This is a genomic window from Halobacillus sp. GSS1 (genome assembly GCF_017307035.1).
In the GTDB taxonomy this organism is placed as follows: Bacteria; Bacillota; Bacilli; order Bacillales; family Halobacillaceae; genus Halobacillus; species Halobacillus litoralis.
The window spans coordinates 135284-153506 of sequence record NZ_JAFLHE010000004.1; the positions used below are offsets into that span (position 1 = coordinate 135284).

Below are 18223 nucleotides of genomic sequence, written 5' to 3' on the forward strand. Positions count from 1 at the left end.
ACCTTTTTGCGCTGGTTATTTTTTATTGACCGAAGCATCATAGATGGAATCTACGGCTTTCTTAAGCTCTGCATCGAATTCGTCATCAGACTGGTTGGCATTCAAGTCTGCGGCAAGCGCGCGGGAGAAACTTGCGATGACGCCGTCGTTTTCCTTGAGCTTCTCGTTCGCTTCTTCACGGGAATAACCACCGGAAAGGGCAACGACACGGACGACTCTAGGATGATCGACGAGTTCTTTGTATGCGTTCGGCTGCGTAGGGATCGTGAGCTTCAGCATTACGTTCTCCTCTTCAGATAACTCATTCAAGTGTTTCAAGATCTCATCTCGGAGAAGTTCTTCGCATTTTTCCTTGTCACTGCTGTGAATATCGACTTCTGGTTCGATGATAGGTACAAGATCGGAAGCGATGATTCTTTTTCCGATGTCGAACTGTTGCTGAACCACTTCTTTGATTCCGCTAGGATTCGGCTCATGGATGACAGAACGCATCTTTGTGCCGAAAATGTTGCGTTCATTGGCACGACGGAGTGTTTCGTCCAGGTCATCGATCGGTTTCATGAGTTGGACACCGTTTTCTTTTTCTGCCAGTCCTTTGTCGACTTTAAGGAAAGGAACGACGCCTTTGCTCGCCAAGTAATCGGCCGTGAACTGTCCTTCAATTTCACGATCCATCGTTTGCTCAAAGAGAATGGCACCAAGAATATGGTCCGCATCAAAAGAGGGGGAGGTTATGATCCTTGTCCGCATCTGGTGGACAAGGTCGAACATCTCATCTTCACCGGAATAGGAATCTTCAGGGACGCCATAAGCGGCCAGCGCTTTCGGTGTACTGCCGCCGCTCTGGTCCAGCGCAGCGATGAATCCATTACCGTTTTTCATTTTTTCAAATTGCTTGTTATTCATGTTTTCCACTCCTTTTTCGTAGTGTGAAAAAATTCCCTTTATACTGTTCCCTTAAATGGGACATGCATAACCCGAAATGGGAGAAGAGTTTTTTCATCGATGTGGGGGAACGTGTTTTATTAGGGCATGAAAAGGAATACTATGTATCAATCGGAGTATAGAGGAGGAGTTTTTATGGGGAAATGGATCATGAACGTACTGGCATTCATTCTTGTAGTCACTGTGAACGTGCTTGCCAATGCTTTACCTCTGAACGGCCAGACTACAGGTGAAATATCCAACCGTCTGAACGTTTTATTCACTCCTGCTGGTTATGTTTTCAGTATATGGGGACTTATTTACATTTTACTAGGAATCTGGGTAATTCGACAGTTTCCAAAGAGTAGACGCGACCTGCCTATCTATCAAGAGACAAGCGGCCTCTTCGTCTTAAGCAGCTTGCTAAATGCTCTCTGGATCTTTATGTGGCACTATGAGTTTTTCGGAATCTCTGTAGTGGTCATGATTGCGTTGCTGTTAACATTGATCCGCTTGTATCAAACCTTACAGAAAAATGATGCTTCTTTTTTCGACCGGCTTCCGTTCTCGGTTTACCTTGGCTGGATCAGTGTCGCGACCATCGCGAATATCAGCTATTACTTAACCTACATCGGCTGGGATGGATTCGGCATTTCGGCCTCTGTATGGACGATCCTGTTGATGATTGTGGGCACACTGCTTGCGGTTTTCTTTATGAAGAGCCAGGATGATTGGGTGTACCCGCTCGTTTTTGTCTGGGCGTTCATCGGCATCGGGGTTAAAAATCAGGGGAATGACGTTCCTCTTGTTGTGAACTCCGCTTTTATTCTTGCAGGCCTTCTCTTTGTACTCACCCTTATATATGTATTTAGAAGAAAAACCACTTGATGAGCTCATCAAGTGGCCTTTTTTTATAAAGAAACGGGGAGGGAATCTAGTCCTCTTAATAGGAAAACAGACCGCCATTCAGGCTGGGTTCCACTGCGTTTCAGATCAATATCTGGGAAAGTGGTTAGTAATTTTTCCAGCGCAATTTTCCCTTCGAGTCGGGCGAGCGGGGCACCGAGACAAAAGTGGATGCCGAAACCGAATGCCACATGCGCATTTCTTTCTCTCGTCACATCAAAGTGAGAAGCATGTTCAAATTTTTCTTCATCACGGTTAGCCGAACTGATCGATGCGATAACGAAATCCCCACGTCGGATGGGCTGGCCGTGGAAATCAATGCCCTCATCTGCCCATCTGGCCGTTGAGAAATCGACAGGGCTGTAATACCGAAGCCCTTCTTCAATGGCCCCAGGTATGAGAGATGGGTCAGCTTTTACTTTTTCAAGCTGGTCAGAATGCTCAAACAGGGCAAACATCGTGTTCCCGATCAAATTGACGGTTGTTTCATGACCGGCGATGATTAAAAGGACAATCATAGAGTAGAGTTCATTTCTTGTCAGTTGCTCCCCGTCTTCTTCCGTTTGGATGAGGTGGGAAACGAGATCATCCTGAGGCTCTGCTTTACGTTGTTCAAAAAGCTCGGTCAGATATGTAGTGAACGCTTCTACATCCACCATGAAGTCAGGGTCCATTTCGTTGGAGGCAGAGACAATCGTGTTGGACCACTGTCTGAATTTATCCCTGTCCTCTGCGGGAACACCGAGCATCTCACTGATGACGATAATGGGCAGCGGAAAAGCATAATCATCAATTAAATCGACCGTGGTATCTTTTTGTTTCATCTGGTTCAACAGGTCATCCGCAATTTCACGGATTCTTGGTTCCAGTTGTTTAATGGTTTTAGGGTTGAAGTAAGGTTGGACAAGTTTACGCAGGCGTGTATGGTCGGGCGGATCCACGTCGAGCATCATGTTTTGGAAGATGTTGAAGTCATTTTCGCCCGTGTCTTGGGTGGAAGATGAGAATAACTTGCTTTGGTCTTTAATGAAACTAGGTGATTTCAACAGCTCTTTCACGTGATCGTACTTGGTAATCATCCAGGAGTGATTCGTGCCATCATTGTACATTGGAAAAATCGGTTGACCCTCTCGAAGCTCTTCGTAAAACGAATAGGCGCCTTTTTTGAAGTTCGATTGATTCAGTGTTTCCATGTTCCCCATACAAAGTTCCTCCTCTGAAATGATCGATCTTATATAAAGTATATAAGGGAATGAGTGTTATTGGAAATAAAAGGAGTACCAGGTCATCCAGATTATGGGTGACCTGGTACTCCTTTTACTGGTAAGCGTTATTTCTTAAGGTTTTGAGGGAAAGTGATAAGATAAAGATAGGTTTGGAATGAAAGGTGGAAGCATTGTGAAGAAAATTCAATTAGGAAAAAGTGATTTACAGGTCGGGGAGATTGCGCTCGGCTGTATGAGAATGAGTGAACTGAGCACGAAGGATGCATCGGAAGTGATTACAAATGCGGTCGGAAATGGGGTCGACTTATTTGATCACGCTGACATCTATGGAAAAGGCGAATCGGAATCCGTATTTGCTGACGCCCTCAAAAAGACGGATGTGTCACGTGAGGACATCATGCTTCAATCGAAGTGTGGCATTCGCAATGGTTTCTTCGATTTTTCTAAAGAACACATTTTGGAGTCTGTAGACGGAAGTCTGAAGCGGTTGAATACAGATTACCTGGATAGTTTTCTACTCCACCGTCCGGACGCATTGATGGAGCCGGAAGAAGTAGCTGAAGCGTTTGCTACACTGAAAGAAAGTGGGAAGGTGCGTTACTTTGGCGTCAGTAACCAAAACCCGATGCAGATGGAACTGCTGAAGAAATATATGGGCGACAGCTTGATCGTCAACCAGCTGCAACTCAGCATCGTCCATACACCGATGATTGATGCTGGATTCAATGTGAACATGCATAACGACCCGGCCATCGTCAGGGACAGCAATGTTTTGGAATACTGCCGCCTGAATGATATAACCATTCAAGCTTGGTCGCCATTCCAGCATGGAATGATTGAAGGTCCTTTTGTAGGGAATGACGCTTTTCCGGAAGTGAATGCTAAGCTGCAGGAACTTGCAGGGAAGTATGACGTGACGGATTCTGCCATCGCCATTGCCTGGATTCTGCGTCACCCTGCTAACATTCAACCTGTCGTGGGAACCATGAATACCCAGCGAATGCAGGACATTGCCAAAGCTTCTCATATTGTGTTGTCCAGAGAAGAATGGTACGAGCTTTACCGCGCTGCCGGTAACGATTTACCGTAACATTGTTGGAGGAGGCTAATCGGGTCCCGGTTAGCCTCTTTCTTGTATGGAGAACCTTTACTCATTTAAAAAAGGTATATTACAGTATGAGAAAATATCTTTAGCGAATGATAATAAGAGTGATAAATCCGTCTTTTTGATTGAAAATGCTGTAAAAAGAACAGAGATTTTGAAAAAAATTATTAATGTAACCGTTTATTTTGTCAGAATGTGTTGTGCTTCACAAGATTATATTTTACTCTAGTAACGTTAGCTATAAAATGGCACTCTTACTGTTTTATAACAGGTGGAGCTTTCGTTGCTTGTACTAGTTATTTACTTATAAAAAAATGAGCCCCGGGCTCAAAAAAGGAGAAGTGGATATGGCAGATTCATTCACAACAGAAAAAGACGGGCAGACAAACGTTGCTCGTGACGAGCGTGAACTGCTCGACCAACTACTGGAACCTGAAGTACAGGAATCTTTGACTGTTCTTGTGAAAGAGCTTCCGAAGCTTACCGAATTGGTGAAGATTCTTTCAAGCTCCTACGACACCGTTCAATCGATTGCGACGGATGAAGTTCTGAAAAAAGACACGGCTGAGTTCATGTCAGAAGTGGCTGAGCCTCTCAAACATACCGTGAAAGAAGTAGCGCAGAACGCAATCGAAGCGAAAGATCATGCGGAAAGCAGCTCAGAAGTCATCGGACTATTCGGCTTGATGAAGATGTTGAAAGACCCTCAGGCTCAGAAAATGTTCCGTTTCGTCAACGCATACTTAAAAGTATCTGCTGAACGCAATCACAAAGAGTAGGAAATGGAGGAATCAACATGTCAAAAGAAATCGTCATCTTAGGCGGCGGTTACGGCGGGCTTCTTGCTGCGTTGTCTGTACGCCAATACATGGACGCTTCCGAAGCGAACGTCACAATCATTAACAAAACTCCGACACACCAAATCATTACAGAATTGCACCGTTTAGCAGCAGGAAACATTTCTGAGCAGGCGGCAGCACTTCCTCTTGAAAAGTTATTGAAAGGAAAAGACATCAACCTTAAGGTTGCAACGGTCGAGTCCTTTTCTGTCAACGACAAAAAGATTTCACTGGAAGATGGTTCTGAATTGTTCTACGATGCTTTGGTCGTGGCACTGGGTAGTGTAACCAACTACTTCGGGATTCCAGGATTGCAGGAACACAGCATGGTTCTTAAATCTGCGGAAGATGCAAACAAAATCCGTGAACATGTGGAAGCTCGTATCCGTGATTATGCAGCGTCCAATAACGAAGCTGATGCACACATCGTCATTGGAGGCGGTGGCTTGACTGGTGTCGAGCTTGTCGGTGAATTGGCTGATGAAACACCAGCAATGGCTAAAAAATATGGCGTTAACCCTGATGAAATCAAGCTCACACTTGTAGAAGCGATGCCGAAAATTTTGCCAATGCTTCCTGATCACTTAATTGAAAGAGCAACGAAGAGTCTTGAAAAGCGCGGCGTTGAATTCCTGACAGAACTTCCTGTCACGAATGTAGAAGGAAACGTTATCGAGTTGAAAGACGGCCGTAAGCTGACAGCGAACACGTTCGTTTGGACAGGCGGAGTTGCAGGAAATCCACTTGTCGGTGAATCCGGTATTGAAGTGAATCGTGGACGTGCGTCTGTGAACAATTACCTTCAGTCCGTATCTCACAAAGACGTATTTGTTGTTGGTGACAGTGCGGTTTATTTCAAACCAGGTGAAGAACGCCCGCAGCCACCAACTGCACAAATCGCTTGGCAGATGGGTGAGACCGTTGGTTATAACCTATATGCCTTCCTTGAAGACAAGAGCTTTGAAGAGTTTGAACCTGTCAATTCAGGTACACTTGCAAGCCTTGGCCGTAAAGATGCGGTTGCTTTCATCGGTGCCAACCAGACACCATTGAAAGGTCTTCCGGCTTCTGTCATGAAAGAAGCGAGTAACGTGCGCTACCTTTCCCATATCAAGGGACTATTCGCACTTGCCTATTAAACCATATACTCTAAGGTAAACCACCTTGAAAAACGCCTGTTTCCAACGCTTCCAAGCGAAACGAAGCAGGCTTTTTTTGTTGTTTTTATTACATTATTTCCCACACCAGGTCATCCAGAAAATGGATATCCTGTTGTGGGTATTTCTGGTAATTGAGCGCGCATGTATAAAGGGGATGGGGTGGGTGAAGAATGGGGATAATTGATTCTTTGGAGTGGTGGGAGATGTATTTATTATTAGTTATTGTGGTGTGGATCCTTTTTGCTTATCGATTTGTTGACTGGAAGCAGGTAGGGAAGCAATATCCGACGATTCTATTTTTCATTGCTGTAAACATGACCTATAATTTCCTTTATTACAACCACACGCTGTGGGCATTCCGAGGGATAACGATGGAGTGGCTGAATCATTCCATCATCAATATGGCGTTCACTTTTTTCATCTGCCCTGTCGGCTTAATTATCTATTTGCAGCGTTTTCCCCAAACGAGGAGCAGCCAGTTTATTTATATTACGGTCTGGGTTGCGTTTTATACGGTTTTGGAATGGCTGTTTTCACTGAAAGGGATGTATGTCTACGATCATGGGTGGAACAACTGGCTCAATATTCCTTTAAATGTCGTACTATTCGGCGTCCTATATCTTCATTATAGAAACCCAGTCCGGGCTCTTCTCGTATCTGTTCCGATCATTGTCCTTTTCTATGCATTCTTTCCATTTCCCTTGGACAGTTTAAAATAGAAAGGATGTGATGCGACGGTGATTATACGTGATGTGCTATCTGCCCCTATGTTTTTGCTATTGCTTTTTACCACTTACGTAGTTATGTGGGTCTACATCGGAAAGAAAAAAATCCATAAAAAATGACCTGCTCTTTTGAATAAAGAGGCAGGTCATTTTTTTATTTTATTTGCGTCCGTTTCGATGATGTATGGTTTTCGTCGAACTTCTTAAACGAAGTTTCTGGTTTAAGCGCAATGGTTTCTTCTCCCGCTTGTTTTCCCAGAGTTTTATACTTGAATTGTAACTCGTCCTGCACTTCAGGCGTTTCCTCAACGGAAGGTGACTGTCTCATGCCGGCAATCCAAGTGTCAAAGTCATACATGCCACGGTCGATAATCAAGCCCAAATCTTCAAGTGACTGTGTCAATTCATTCAAGCAATCCAAACCATTCCTTAAAATAATGCCTTTTTCCTTGGCTTTATCAACGGAATGCTCCAGGCGATAGCTCTCCCCTTGATATGTAAATTCCACAAAACAACTGTTACGGTCCCAATTAAAATTGAAATTCTCAACCTTCAGGCGTTTGACGACTTTGATCAATCTTTTTTCACAAATGCTTTGCTCTTTATGTGGCATCCATCGGAATAGAACATTCTTGAATAAACGATTCTTGAACATGCCATTCACCTTCCTTTTTTATTAAGCCTAATCATGGAGTGACTGTGTATAACTATTTCTACAAGTTCCATACAATGACCTTCCAATTTTAAGGATAATTTGTAGAATGTAGGGATTTTTATTTCAATCCTTGCAGAAGATTCTCGTCTTTTTCCCGAACGAGGTCGTAAGTTTCAACTAAATGTTCGGGGACTAATGCCCGTCCATAATTCCAGGCATTGGCTTCTATGACGGATTTCAGTTCTTCAATTTCTTCATCTCCTCCATACATGAGTGTCCGCAGATCGTGTTTATGTTTCTTAAAAGTGAGATAGTAGCCGATTTCATGATAGAGGATGATTTTCACGACGTTTTCTTCAGGCTCATTTACTTTTATTTTACTCATATATCCATTTATTTGTAGATAGTTAAAATTCACTGTATTTGTGGATACGTTATAACTCATAGGAGCTGGGAGTTTATTGTTGATTTCATAATTGATTTCCAGCTGATGTTCAAGCAGCGTATCCTTTATAATTTCTTCAACCTGCCGTATGTAAAGCATTGGGGAATCACTGACCTTTCCTTTCTATTATTCTCAGTATAAGTGAAGGAAGGAGGTGGACCAAGGTACGATACGCTCATAATGAAAAAGTCCTGGACTGGGAATATGGTAGGGGTCGGAAGTATAGAGGGGTTCTCTCATTTTCTATAGTTGAGAGAAAATTCCTCTGCTGTGGGCACACAAATCAATCGAAAATCATCTCCGCACGTATAATACGGTAACTGAAATATTAAGGAGTGTAATAATGAGTTTTCGAGCATATGATTATGACTACGATCGCCATCATAAGGATGGTTGTTGTGGGAAAAAAGATAAACACGATAAAATGAAACATTATAAAAATTGTGTGGAAGATGTATTAGAGGCGATTCTATATGCGCAAAATAAAGTGAGTGAAGAGGAGTGTCATACTTCCTGCCAGCAATCCATTCAGGAGCTGCTAGGAAAGAAACGAGTGAAGAAAAACACGATTCCCTTTCTTTTATATTGCGGATGCGAACCTTTCAAAGGGACAGGGGTAACCACTTATTCCTGTCACTCGAAGAAAGAGAAGATTAAGTGTATCCATACTCACGTTTTCAAAATTAAAGAACTGAATAAAGGTTGTGCTGTCCTTGAGCTTCTTGACTTTAAGTCAGACTTGAAAGATCGTCATCCAAAGCATTGTCACAGCAAACACGGATCCGCCTGTCACCAGCTGGATCATAAGAGTCTGAATGACCTCGTAGGTACTGGCATCTGTATCACGGTGGATTTATCTTGTTTTTGTGCAATTACCTGCCTGCCAGCCGTTCACTTATGAAAAATCCTCCAATCTGAATTCACCTTTCTATACGGAAACGCGTAAAAGAATAGAAGGTAGACTGAAAAATGTCTACCTTCTGTACATACGGCTTACCCACCGAAAGCTTCTAACAGATCCTCGATTTCCAAAATGTCCATCTCCTTTGAAACAGGTGGTTTCTTGATGGATGCTGGGATACTTCTCTCCTGAAAAGATCCTGCCGCAAGCATTCTCTTTATTTCCTGCAATTCAGACAACACACAGTTGGTCCCCTTTTGTTGTGAAGTCGGAGCTTTCAGGAAGTAATCATTCAGGGCAGAGAACAGTAAATGGGTCAGGGTGTTATTTTCTGAGTGATAAGCGATTTCCTCTTTTATTTCAGGGAGGACCGCGTGCTGATCCCCGGTTTTTATATCAATGAAGGTATCAGGGATTGTCAGCACGGTTTGTTTGAAGTAATCGTGATATACGTTTGACATGCCTTCACCCTCTAACTTTTGGTATAAGCGTAACCATCTGCGTATTCTTTGTTTTTACTGATCCATTGCATCTTGGCCAGAATCATCAATCCCTGGACATTCAATTTAGACATGTTTTCAGGGAACAGTAAATCAATCGGACGACCGCGCTCATTCCATTTCACTGCGGCTTCTTTGATTTGTTTTTCAGCAATTTCAGCGGCTCCCCCGACAGCGATGTATCGGGAGGCGCCCTTGATTTCATTGGAACGGCTTCTCACTCTGTCAAAGTGTTCGAGGTACTTGATCGCCATTAGACGAAGCTGTGGATTAATGTATTTACTAATATCTTTCCGAACTCCTGCAAATGGCTCCACATACCATTCGGACTGTCCAGCTACAAGTTTTTCTTCAAGTTCTGAACGTGAATTGAAGCTGTACATTTCATTTTTACTTACTTTTTGTATGATATGGTCGAGGTACTGATTGATGCCGAACGGCTCCCCTTCAATAGAAGCAACCGGTTTATTTTTCTTGATCCCTACAAAGTCCACCGAATCCCCACCCAGGTCTCCGATAAGAATGCCTTTGGAGGAATCTTTGACAAGGGAATCGTCCGAAATCATGAGCGTCTCTTGATCCCTTGTCAAAGCTAAATAGGCAAGGGCGCCTTCCGCACCAACAATAACATCCTCAATTTGTATTTTGATTGCGACTTCTTTCGGCTCCCTGACCCCAGGCACTTTATGAAAAATGACTGTATGATTTCCAATCAAGCGCTGTTTGAAAAGATCTTTCTTTTCCTTATATTGGGTCGTTGGTAACGATACGGCCAGTTGATCGATGGTGAAATGGAGATCCTCTTCAGCAGGGTTCGTCAGTAAAGCATGGTAGGCAGCGGTTGCAAAAAGCAGAAGGTAGGTTCGCTCTTCATCCACTTTTTGATTATTGAAGGACGTTAAGCTGACGTTTTTCTGCTGCATAGCTGACTTTCCAATATAAAAGATCTCGCGTCGATCCTGGATCGAAGGGCTTTTAATTTCGACAATCAAATTTTCCTCAAGATCCATATCCTCTTCGTCATAAGGTTTTTCGTAAAATTCCTCATCAAACAAGGCGATGGCGTTTGGCATTTGATAATCAAACATTTCCCCTTGATCGGATACCAACGCTTTGTACCAGCTGTTTCCGACATCTACGGCAAGAAAATTATTACTATTCATTTTCTACCTCCTCATCTACAACTTAACCTATGTCGACGAGTCCGTCCCTGTGCGAATACCCATTTCCCCTCCACATCACCCGCATTATTAAAGTAAATGGCAGGATTGTGGAAGACTCAGTTTCGAGATGTTTTCGGGTTTCGTTACCTTATTGGGCGTCGGGGGTGGCTGGGAAGCTACTCGCTTTCCTGTGGGGGAGTGCCGAGCTTCCTCGAGCTACCGCCCTGCGGGATCTCGCCGATCTCCTTTCTCCCACGGAAGTCTCGCAGCTTCCCAACCACCCCTTTCGATGTAAGAGAGAAACGAACCCCTGTACAAAGTTGGATGGTCTTCCACCGTCCAACTGTTAGAGGTATAAAGCGCTCTGGATCAAGCTTTTAAGTGCTATGGAGATATTCTATAATCCACTCCCCATAATCATACGAGCTGACTTTTTAATAGTGGTTTTGAGAATCTTTCATGGCAAAGGGGCGGAGGGGAATGGCGAGACTCCTGCGGGAAAAGAGTGCTTGGTGAGACCCCACAGGACGCAGTCCGAGGAGGCTCACCGCGCTCCCGCGGAAAGCGAGCTATTCCCCGCAGCCCCCATCCACTCAACAAAAGTCTCGAAACCGAGTCTTCCACTAAAGGGAGCTTTTGTTTAATTGCTAGAAAGGTAGAGGGAGCTCTATTAAAATGAGGGACTTGTTCAAAGTTCCACGTTTATACTCCTTCATCTGACCATGCTTAATAGAGTAGATTGCATAGAATACAGAGAGGTTAATATAAAGGAGGAAAATAGTGATGAAAAAAGATAATTGTCACGATCAATGTGTAAACCTTAATGCGTCAGCCTCAGTTGATAGATGCACAAACACAGGAGCAGATACTCCTGTAAACCCTGCAGATGAACTTACGATTAAAGTTCCTGTAGAACTTGGAGCTTATGATGTTACGACTCACCTTGTAGCAAACATCAAGTTTCCGTACCCAGTACTAGAAATCAAGGATATTAAGAAAAGAGTGGTAATCACTCAATGTCGTTTGATGACTCGTACTTCAACAGGCAGCGACGATCTATTCAGCGACGGAGAATTCCCGTTGTTCATTAAAGGATACGTTCGCAAAAACATCCAATATGCGAGCCCGGTTTATGGTGCTTCAGGCGAATGTGTATCATCTGATATGAAATCATTGACTACTAAAGTTCACTTTGAATGCATGACGACAGTAGACCTTGATGGATTCGTTCAGCTTCCTGTAGCGAACACAAGAAGAGAATTCGACTTCTTTCGTGCTCAGGACTTGGGTGAAGGATTCCCAGAAAAAGATCAAGCTCTATCCAGCGACCTTTCTCAATATCATCAGGAGAGCACACAAGCGTACAATGAGCTTCCATACTGTGAGCTTGTCGCGAGTGATATCATTGAGTGGGATGAAGCTACAGACCGCCATTCCTACGGTCCGGTTGACGAAGGCTACTTCCACCACATTGTTGAGAAGATGATGCTGAGATTCCGCGTTAAAGTTTTGCAAAAACAACAAGTAGAACTTGGATAAGTAAAAAACAAAAACACGATTCCTTATGAGAGGAGTCGTGTTTTTTATTTTATTCTCTGGAAATGGTGGGGTCATTCTCGTTTCGTTGGCAGCTTGATCGTATCTCAAAACCGAGATATGCGCCCAGACATTGTTAGGCATCCGACATACGATGGGGATATCTTTCGTTTAGGAGGCCATCGAATGTCTGATCAACATAACGATTCCTATGAGTGTGAAAAAGGATATTGTAAACCATGCAAGCCTCACGTCAGCATTGGGAAGATCGTCACAAAGGTACCCGTCGTTCTTGCCGAACTCAATGTCCAGCTGAATATTACTGAAACGATCACCTTCCCGGAACCTGTACTTGAAATCAAAGATATTAAGAAAAGAGTGGCCCTGACTCAATGTCGTTTGCTCCTTCCGACTAAAAAACTATTCATTAAAGGGTTCGTCCGAAAAAACATCCAGTATGCAAGTCCTGCGAACGAAATCGAAATGAGCACAGACACTACAGTCGCTTCAGATCTTCATTCGTTTACGGTTGATCTTCCCTTTGATACAGTCATTGAAATTGAAGAATTCTTATCTATGCCGGTAATGCCTAAACATAACAAACGGGAAGAATTTGATTTTGCTGTCTCCCAACCCTTGCCTTCAGGCTTCCCTGAGAAAGATGAACTGTTAAGCAGCGATCTTTCTCAATACCATCAGGAAAGTAGCCAATATTATAATGAGCTTCCTTATTGTGAATTGCTTTCCAGTAAAATCATTGAATGGGATGAAGCCATCGATCGTCAGCCACTGCCAGGCTCTTCTCCATTTAATGAGGGTTTCTTTACTCAGCTTGAGGAAAAAATGGTATTGGATATGTGCTTGAAAGTTCTCCAGGAACAGCAAATCCGGGTATCCTCAGCTTCTAATGATGAGTGATGAGTAAGGATAGTAAAGGAGGGAGGAAGGATGCTTAAGGGCTGGCATCTTTCTGAGTGATATGAAGAGAGATGAGATTAAATTCAATCAAACCCGCTGGACGAAGCGGTCATCATGTCCATCCTCAAAAATGAAGAAAGAAAATAGAAATCATGTTCCTTTTTATGATTTTCAATATGAGGAAGATATGTCTGTTTCAGAAGATCAACATGACATCTATTCTCCTTGCGACCCGGGTGGAGAAATGCCCCGCCCCATCATTTCCCCACCTTCAAAAATAATCGGTAAAGATACGGATGAACGTGTGTTAGCAGAGTACCGAAAGCGGATGTCTTCCTCCCGCAAAGAATCAAATTCCATGAGTGAAGGATCTGGAAGGGAGGATGATTTCATGGGGGAATCAGGGAATCGTACTCCAATCGAATCCAATAAGGAAAGGAACAAAAATCATCCGTTTATACCGGAAATCCTAACTTTGTTAAAACAGGATCCTAGTCCATACTGGAATTCGGTGAAGGATCCTCAGGAAATAATAGACCACGATTTAGAAGACTATTCGATTTTAACGGATATCGTTTCTTCGATGGGGGAGTCTTCAGATAATCGGCATGGTTTTAAGAACCACTACCAAGAGCAGGAAAACATCATCTTAGACGAAGAAGGTTCTATTCTTGAAGAGGTAGAAAAGTCAGGTGGAAAGGTAAAGGAAGAAAGTACCCCCGATAACCTGTTCACAGAGGTATGCTCCATGCTGGATGAATCCAGTTCATGGTCAGAAAAAATCGAGTGGTCTTACGAAGAGGAATCATCCCTTGTTGCCCCCCCGGCCTGTACGATCGAGGATCACGAAGAATCTATTTGTGAGCAAGTACAGGGAGGCATGGAGAGTTCTTCATCGGAGCCGTTTTGGGAAGAAGATGAAGAGTCGTCATCCCAAGGATGGAACATGACGGTGAAAGTTCCTGTTTTATTATCTACGGAAAAGGTAGAAGTCAATGTAATGGAAACTTTGAATATTCCTGATGATCTATGCGAAATCATTGATATCCAATTATCTATTCACTCTCAAAAGGAAACCGTTGTTCTACCATCTTCCTATGTTTTTCTTAGCGGTGTGCTCATGGTGGAAGTCATTTATGACGATGGAGAAACGATGCAGCAGATAAAACAACAGGTGCCATGGGAAGAGACGGTTGTAGTGAATTGGGAGAAGGATCCACAGATCCCATATGCAGATCGTAAGGCATACACTTTTGACGGTGATGAGACAGGGGACGTCCATCATGAGTTTAGTCAAACCTTCGTCGATCCGGTGGAAGTCGAATTGCAGAGTGTACGGTTTATAAGTCACAGCGATGCTTCTGGTACGGATGGCAAACTCTATATCCAAGGCTCCGCGCAACTGGTTTACAACTTTTTGCAAAAGCAATATGTACGTGTAGCGTTTGGTTCATAAGCAAAAAAAGAGATGCCCGCCAAGGAGCATCTCTTTTTTATTATTGACCGATGATTTTTCGGAAGCGGCTGTAGACTGTTTCTTGTTGTTGAGTTGTTGAAGCCTGCGCACTATCTTCTCCACCGTTGTCGCCATTATCCATTGGAGGTACGCTTGGTGGTGTGAAATTAGGTTGTTGTTTTTGAGTCAGCTTAATGACTAGGTTGATGTCCATTTTTTCCGTTACTTTGTTGAAACGGCCCCAGTTATCAAAATGATGCACGATGTCCCACTGGTTCACAGCAGAAGCAAGAAGCTTACATTTGATAGGTTCGTTGTTAATTTCGAACGTCAAAGAACCAAATTCGCAACGGTTGGCACCCATGCCGCCTTTAGCAAGCTCACGGCGCTGAAGAACATTTTCTTTAATGCTGTATTCGAAACCGAATGGGTAGTCGACTGGGTTTGCAAGCTGGACTTGGTCGTACGCTTTGAACGGGATGTCGATGCTGTAGTCTTTGACATATCCATAACCGTCTTCTACGTATTGAATGTTTTTGTGTACAACTCCCTCAACAAACAATTTTACATACCCAGGGTTTCCTACGACAGGGATCGCTTTACACTGCGTCAAGGAAACGTTCTTCTCGATGTTTTTAATGGCTCTGGCATATGATGGTAGTTCGAAGTCCGCCTCTGTAAGAGACTGGATCAACACGTCACCAAGTATGACCGTTTGCTCCATATCATCAGAAGAAAACTCTTCCGATGCAGTGAAGAGACTCTTGGATTTTGCTACGTCACTTGATAGAGGTGGACATTTCTTACCGTGTCCATACCCATTACCACATCCTGTATTTTTCTTCATATTGTTCACTCCTTCTTAATATTGTCAAAAGTCTACCAGTTCTCTCTCAGACAAGTTCCTTTTGACTCATTAATACTATATGTCTCTATGAAGCTAGATGAATGGACGAGTGACGATAGGCTTTAAAAATAGGTGCTTTCCCTCAAAAACTATCACCAGCATGCTAGCGAAAGAATTTCGGGCGAAGAGAGGAGTGAGAGGCGTCTAAATTGGAAGGCTTGGTCATATTGTTAAAAAAGAACCGTTAAGACTGGCTTAGTGAAGGGGGAGGCTATGGAGGGGAATTTATCGGTGATGATATTGTCCGCCTTTGCGACAAGTGTAGGCGCTCTGCCTGTATTATTCATACGTTCCATCTCTCACAGGCGGATGGATAGCATTCTTGCTTATACAGCAGGGATTATGGTGGCGGCTTCGACGTACGGTTTGATCCCTGCTTCTCTTAAATTAACGAATTTGTATGTGTTGTGCTGTGGTGTTCTGGTGGGGGCTTTGTTGTTAAACATCTTGGAATACATCATTCCTCACATTGACCTGGATCATGAACGGAGCGATGTGAAACTTCCGCAGCAGGGGCTGATGTTTGTGGCGGCTATGACCTTGCATAATATCCCGGAAGGTCTGTCTGTTGGAGCAAGCCTTGCGAGTGAAGTTGAAAATCTTGGACTTGTTGTTGCTTTGTCGATGGGCTTGCAGAATGCTCCGGAAGGATTTCTTGTTGCCTTGTTTTTGCTGAATCAGGGCGTCCGTAAATCTTTAGGAGTGGCCATGGCCTTTTTAACAGGAGTTATTGAATGTTTAGCCAGTGTTTTTGGATTTTACATGGTTCATATCGCCTTGTTTCTTGTTCCGTATGGTCTTGCCTTTGCCGCTGGGGCAATGTTATTCATCGTTTATAAAGAACTGATACCGGAAACACATGGACATGGATACGAAAGGCTGGCTACTTTTTCCTTCCTGCTCGGGTTGCTTAGTATGATCGGTGTGGTGGAGTGGTTCAGGTAGCTACTTCTCTTTTTTTCGATTACACTGATGGAAAAGGAAAAAGGAGTGGAAGAGATGTACGAAGGTATTCACCACGTGTCCCTGCTAGTATCGGATATCGAAAAAGCGAAGCACTTTTATGGAAATGTATTATGTTTTGACGAGAGTCCGGATCGTCCTGATTTTGGTTTTCCTGGGGCATGGTATCAACTTGGTTCCACGCAGATTCATCTCATTGTACATAAGGAAGGACGAACCTTCCGTGGAACAACGGCAATCGATTCAAGAGATGGTCATTTTGCAGTAAGGGTGAAGGACATGGAGGCTTTCATTCTCCGTTTGAAGGAGAATGGGGTCGAAATGCTGAATAAGCCTGAGAATAAAACCGAATGGCACCAGGTGTATATCAGTGATCCGGATGGAAATATCATTGAGTTTAACAAATAGTGCAGTTTGCTGCCTCATAGGAACACAAATGAAAAAGACTACAGTCCGACGCTACCAGGACTGTAGTCTTTTTCGTTTAACCCCTATTATTACGTGGGGTGATTTTGACAGAGGGAATCATTTTTCCGTTTAAAATCTCTGATTCAGGTTATATATTTTTAAAAAATAGTTTTGTAGGGATTTGGAGGGATGGCTATGGGACGAGAAGAGAAAAGAGTGGGGTTGATTACAGCGCCAGGGTACCCCAAAGAATTAGGAGAGGCGTTGGTCAACGAGCTTCCGGACCTTCTCCGTTATTATGTAGAGGACAATTACAACTGGAAAGTGGAATATACGGTCGATGCGCTTACAGGAGTGACAGAAAAATCGGAAGATGTTCTGGAGGCGACATTGGACCGGAGCGAAAAAGAGAAGTGGGATTTTGGGATCTGTCTGACTGATTTGCCGTTATTCAAAGGAAAGTTTCCCATTGTAGCTGAGGCTTGTGAGGAAGGACGAGTAGCTTTGATTAGTCTCCCTGGCCTTGGTTCCACACCTATGATTAAGAGAGTGAGAGAGTCGATCTTACAACTCGTGAATGAAATTTATTACGGCAGTTCTGACAAGGAACGCGAACAGGCAGAAGAAAGGATTCAGTCGAAGGATAATGAGCAACATGAAGAATTGAGGAATAAAAGCTCAACCAGATTGATAGGAAAAAGAGGCTTTGAATGGCTCTCGCCGATTCAGAGGGAAACCCCTCGTGAAGGGGAAACAAACATTAATGTTCGTTTCACTGTGAAGTCCCGAATCAGCGGGGCCTTGCGGTTATTGACGGGTATGGTTCGTGCCAATCGGCCATGGGCGATGTTTCCGGCATTCATGAAAGTCATTGTTTTCGCTTTTACAACCGGGGCGTATGCCCTCGTGTTCCCGACCTTGTGGAATCTGAGTAATAATTACGGCATATGGCGTATGTTCATGCTTTCGATCGTATCCATTATAGCGATGGTCGGTTGGATCATTCTTGCGCATAGGCTATGGGAGAAGCCGAACGATGAAAGAGCCTCTTACTTACGGAAATTATACAATGCAGCTACCGTACTGACACTGTTTGTATCTGTCAGTTTATATTATTTGCTTTTGTTTTTTATTTTCTCCCTTGCCGTGCTTGCCATCATTCCAATGGGGATGTTGAAGTCTCAGTTAACGGGTGACGTAGGGTTCATCAATTATTTTTATATCGCCTGGACGGCTACCAGTGTTTCGACGATTATCGGAGCGCTCGGATCTGCACTTGAAAAAGAAGAGGTGGTACTTTCTTCCACTTATGGTTACCGTCAACGCCAGCGTTATGAGCAGATCAAGAAGACTGAAGAGGAAGAACAAGAAGATGGAGAGGGGGTGGAAAACACTCAAGAACTGAAGCGAGTGAAATGAAAAATCTCACCATACAAAATTATTATATAAAAATTGTTTCTTTTAAGTTATGGATAAGGTTTCAGCG

Annotated in this window: 19 protein-coding genes; 12 read left to right on the forward strand and 7 right to left on the reverse strand. The window is 43.5% G+C overall.

Annotation, left to right across the window (positions count from 1 at the left end; genetic code table 11):
* Positions 1-15: 15 nt before the first annotated feature.
* Entirely contained in the window at positions 16-906 is an 891-nt protein-coding gene (locus J0K78_RS10935; RefSeq protein WP_206946923.1) for a fructose bisphosphate aldolase, read from the reverse strand.
* Positions 907-1080: 174 nt separating this feature from the next.
* Here J0K78_RS10935 and J0K78_RS10940 point away from each other — a divergent pair, with 174 nt between their 5' ends.
* On the forward strand, positions 1081-1812 hold the full coding sequence (locus J0K78_RS10940; protein ID WP_206946925.1) for a TspO/MBR family protein: 732 nt from the start codon (positions 1081-1083) through the stop codon (positions 1810-1812).
* Between the two features lie 23 nt (positions 1813-1835).
* Here J0K78_RS10940 and J0K78_RS10945 read toward each other — a convergent pair whose 3' ends face one another.
* Positions 1836-3032, reverse strand: coding sequence for a cytochrome P450 family protein (locus tag J0K78_RS10945; RefSeq protein ID WP_206946927.1), 1197 nt, complete (start codon positions 3030-3032; stop codon positions 1836-1838).
* 196 nt (positions 3033-3228) lie between these two features.
* On the opposite strand from J0K78_RS10945, the gene J0K78_RS10950 reads away from it, so the two are divergent.
* The 4 genes from J0K78_RS10950 (at position 3229) to J0K78_RS10965 (ending at position 6879) form a co-directional block, all read left to right on the forward strand.
* Positions 3229-4146, forward strand: a complete 918-nt coding sequence (locus J0K78_RS10950) for an aldo/keto reductase (RefSeq protein WP_206946929.1) — start codon at positions 3229-3231, stop codon at positions 4144-4146.
* A gap of 362 nt (positions 4147-4508) precedes the next feature.
* A complete protein-coding gene (locus J0K78_RS10955; RefSeq protein WP_206946931.1) occupies positions 4509-4940 on the forward strand; it encodes a helical membrane plugin domain-containing protein in 432 nt (143 codons plus the stop codon).
* Between the two features lie 17 nt (positions 4941-4957).
* A complete protein-coding gene (locus tag J0K78_RS10960; protein ID WP_206946934.1) occupies positions 4958-6139 on the forward strand; it encodes an NAD(P)/FAD-dependent oxidoreductase in 1182 nt (393 codons plus the stop codon).
* Positions 6140-6330: 191 nt separating this feature from the next.
* Entirely contained in the window at positions 6331-6879 is a 549-nt protein-coding gene (locus J0K78_RS10965; RefSeq protein ID WP_242517835.1) for a CBO0543 family protein, read from the forward strand.
* Positions 6880-7039: 160 nt separating this feature from the next.
* Here the strand turns inward: J0K78_RS10965 and J0K78_RS10970 are convergent, their stop codons facing one another.
* Both J0K78_RS10970 and J0K78_RS10975 read right to left on the reverse strand, forming a co-directional pair.
* Positions 7040-7540: a hypothetical protein gene (locus J0K78_RS10970; protein WP_160915883.1), complete on the reverse strand. Its 501-nt coding sequence runs from the start codon at positions 7538-7540 to the stop codon at positions 7040-7042.
* Positions 7541-7658: 118 nt separating this feature from the next.
* On the reverse strand, positions 7659-8084 hold the full coding sequence (locus tag J0K78_RS10975) for a hypothetical protein (RefSeq protein WP_160915881.1): 426 nt from the start codon (positions 8082-8084) through the stop codon (positions 7659-7661).
* A 244-nt stretch (positions 8085-8328) separates the two neighbouring features.
* Between J0K78_RS10975 and J0K78_RS10980 the strand changes: the two genes are divergently transcribed.
* Positions 8329-8886: a CotY/CotZ family spore coat protein gene (locus J0K78_RS10980; protein WP_206946936.1), complete on the forward strand. Its 558-nt coding sequence runs from the start codon at positions 8329-8331 to the stop codon at positions 8884-8886.
* A gap of 92 nt (positions 8887-8978) precedes the next feature.
* On the opposite strand, the gene J0K78_RS10985 is transcribed toward J0K78_RS10980, so the two are convergent.
* Both J0K78_RS10985 and J0K78_RS10990 read right to left on the reverse strand, forming a co-directional pair.
* Complete coding sequence (locus J0K78_RS10985; protein ID WP_206946938.1) at positions 8979-9347, reverse strand: hypothetical protein; 369 nt, start codon at positions 9345-9347, stop codon at positions 8979-8981.
* An 11-nt stretch (positions 9348-9358) separates the two neighbouring features.
* Positions 9359-10549 carry a ParM/StbA family protein gene (locus J0K78_RS10990; RefSeq protein ID WP_206946939.1) on the reverse strand — a complete coding sequence of 397 codons (1191 nt, stop codon included), beginning with the start codon at positions 10547-10549 and terminating at the stop codon, positions 9359-9361.
* Between the two features lie 783 nt (positions 10550-11332).
* Between J0K78_RS10990 and J0K78_RS10995 the strand changes: the two genes are divergently transcribed.
* The 3 genes from J0K78_RS10995 to J0K78_RS11005 all read left to right on the forward strand — a co-directional run bounded on the left by J0K78_RS10995 (position 11333) and on the right by J0K78_RS11005 (position 14459).
* A complete protein-coding gene (locus J0K78_RS10995; RefSeq protein WP_206946941.1) occupies positions 11333-12088 on the forward strand; it encodes a CsxC family protein in 756 nt (251 codons plus the stop codon).
* Positions 12089-12271: 183 nt separating this feature from the next.
* The gene (locus J0K78_RS11000; protein WP_206946943.1) at positions 12272-13003 is read left to right on the forward strand and encodes a CsxC family protein; all 732 of its coding nucleotides are present in this window, start codon (positions 12272-12274) and stop codon (positions 13001-13003) included.
* A gap of 187 nt (positions 13004-13190) precedes the next feature.
* Entirely contained in the window at positions 13191-14459 is a 1269-nt protein-coding gene (locus J0K78_RS11005) for a hypothetical protein (protein WP_206946945.1), read from the forward strand.
* Between the two features lie 40 nt (positions 14460-14499).
* On the opposite strand, the gene J0K78_RS11010 is transcribed toward J0K78_RS11005, so the two are convergent.
* On the reverse strand, positions 14500-15306 hold the full coding sequence (locus J0K78_RS11010) for a CsxC family protein (protein ID WP_206946946.1): 807 nt from the start codon (positions 15304-15306) through the stop codon (positions 14500-14502).
* A 273-nt stretch (positions 15307-15579) separates the two neighbouring features.
* Between J0K78_RS11010 and J0K78_RS11015 the strand changes: the two genes are divergently transcribed.
* From J0K78_RS11015 to J0K78_RS11025, 3 genes are all read left to right on the forward strand, one after another.
* The gene (locus J0K78_RS11015) at positions 15580-16311 is read left to right on the forward strand and encodes a ZIP family metal transporter (protein WP_206946948.1); all 732 of its coding nucleotides are present in this window, start codon (positions 15580-15582) and stop codon (positions 16309-16311) included.
* Between the two features lie 54 nt (positions 16312-16365).
* Entirely contained in the window at positions 16366-16737 is a 372-nt protein-coding gene (locus tag J0K78_RS11020; protein ID WP_206946950.1) for a VOC family protein, read from the forward strand.
* 195 nt (positions 16738-16932) lie between these two features.
* Complete coding sequence (locus J0K78_RS11025; protein WP_206946952.1) at positions 16933-18156, forward strand: MFS transporter; 1224 nt, start codon at positions 16933-16935, stop codon at positions 18154-18156.
* The last annotated feature ends 67 nt before the right edge of the window (positions 18157-18223 follow it).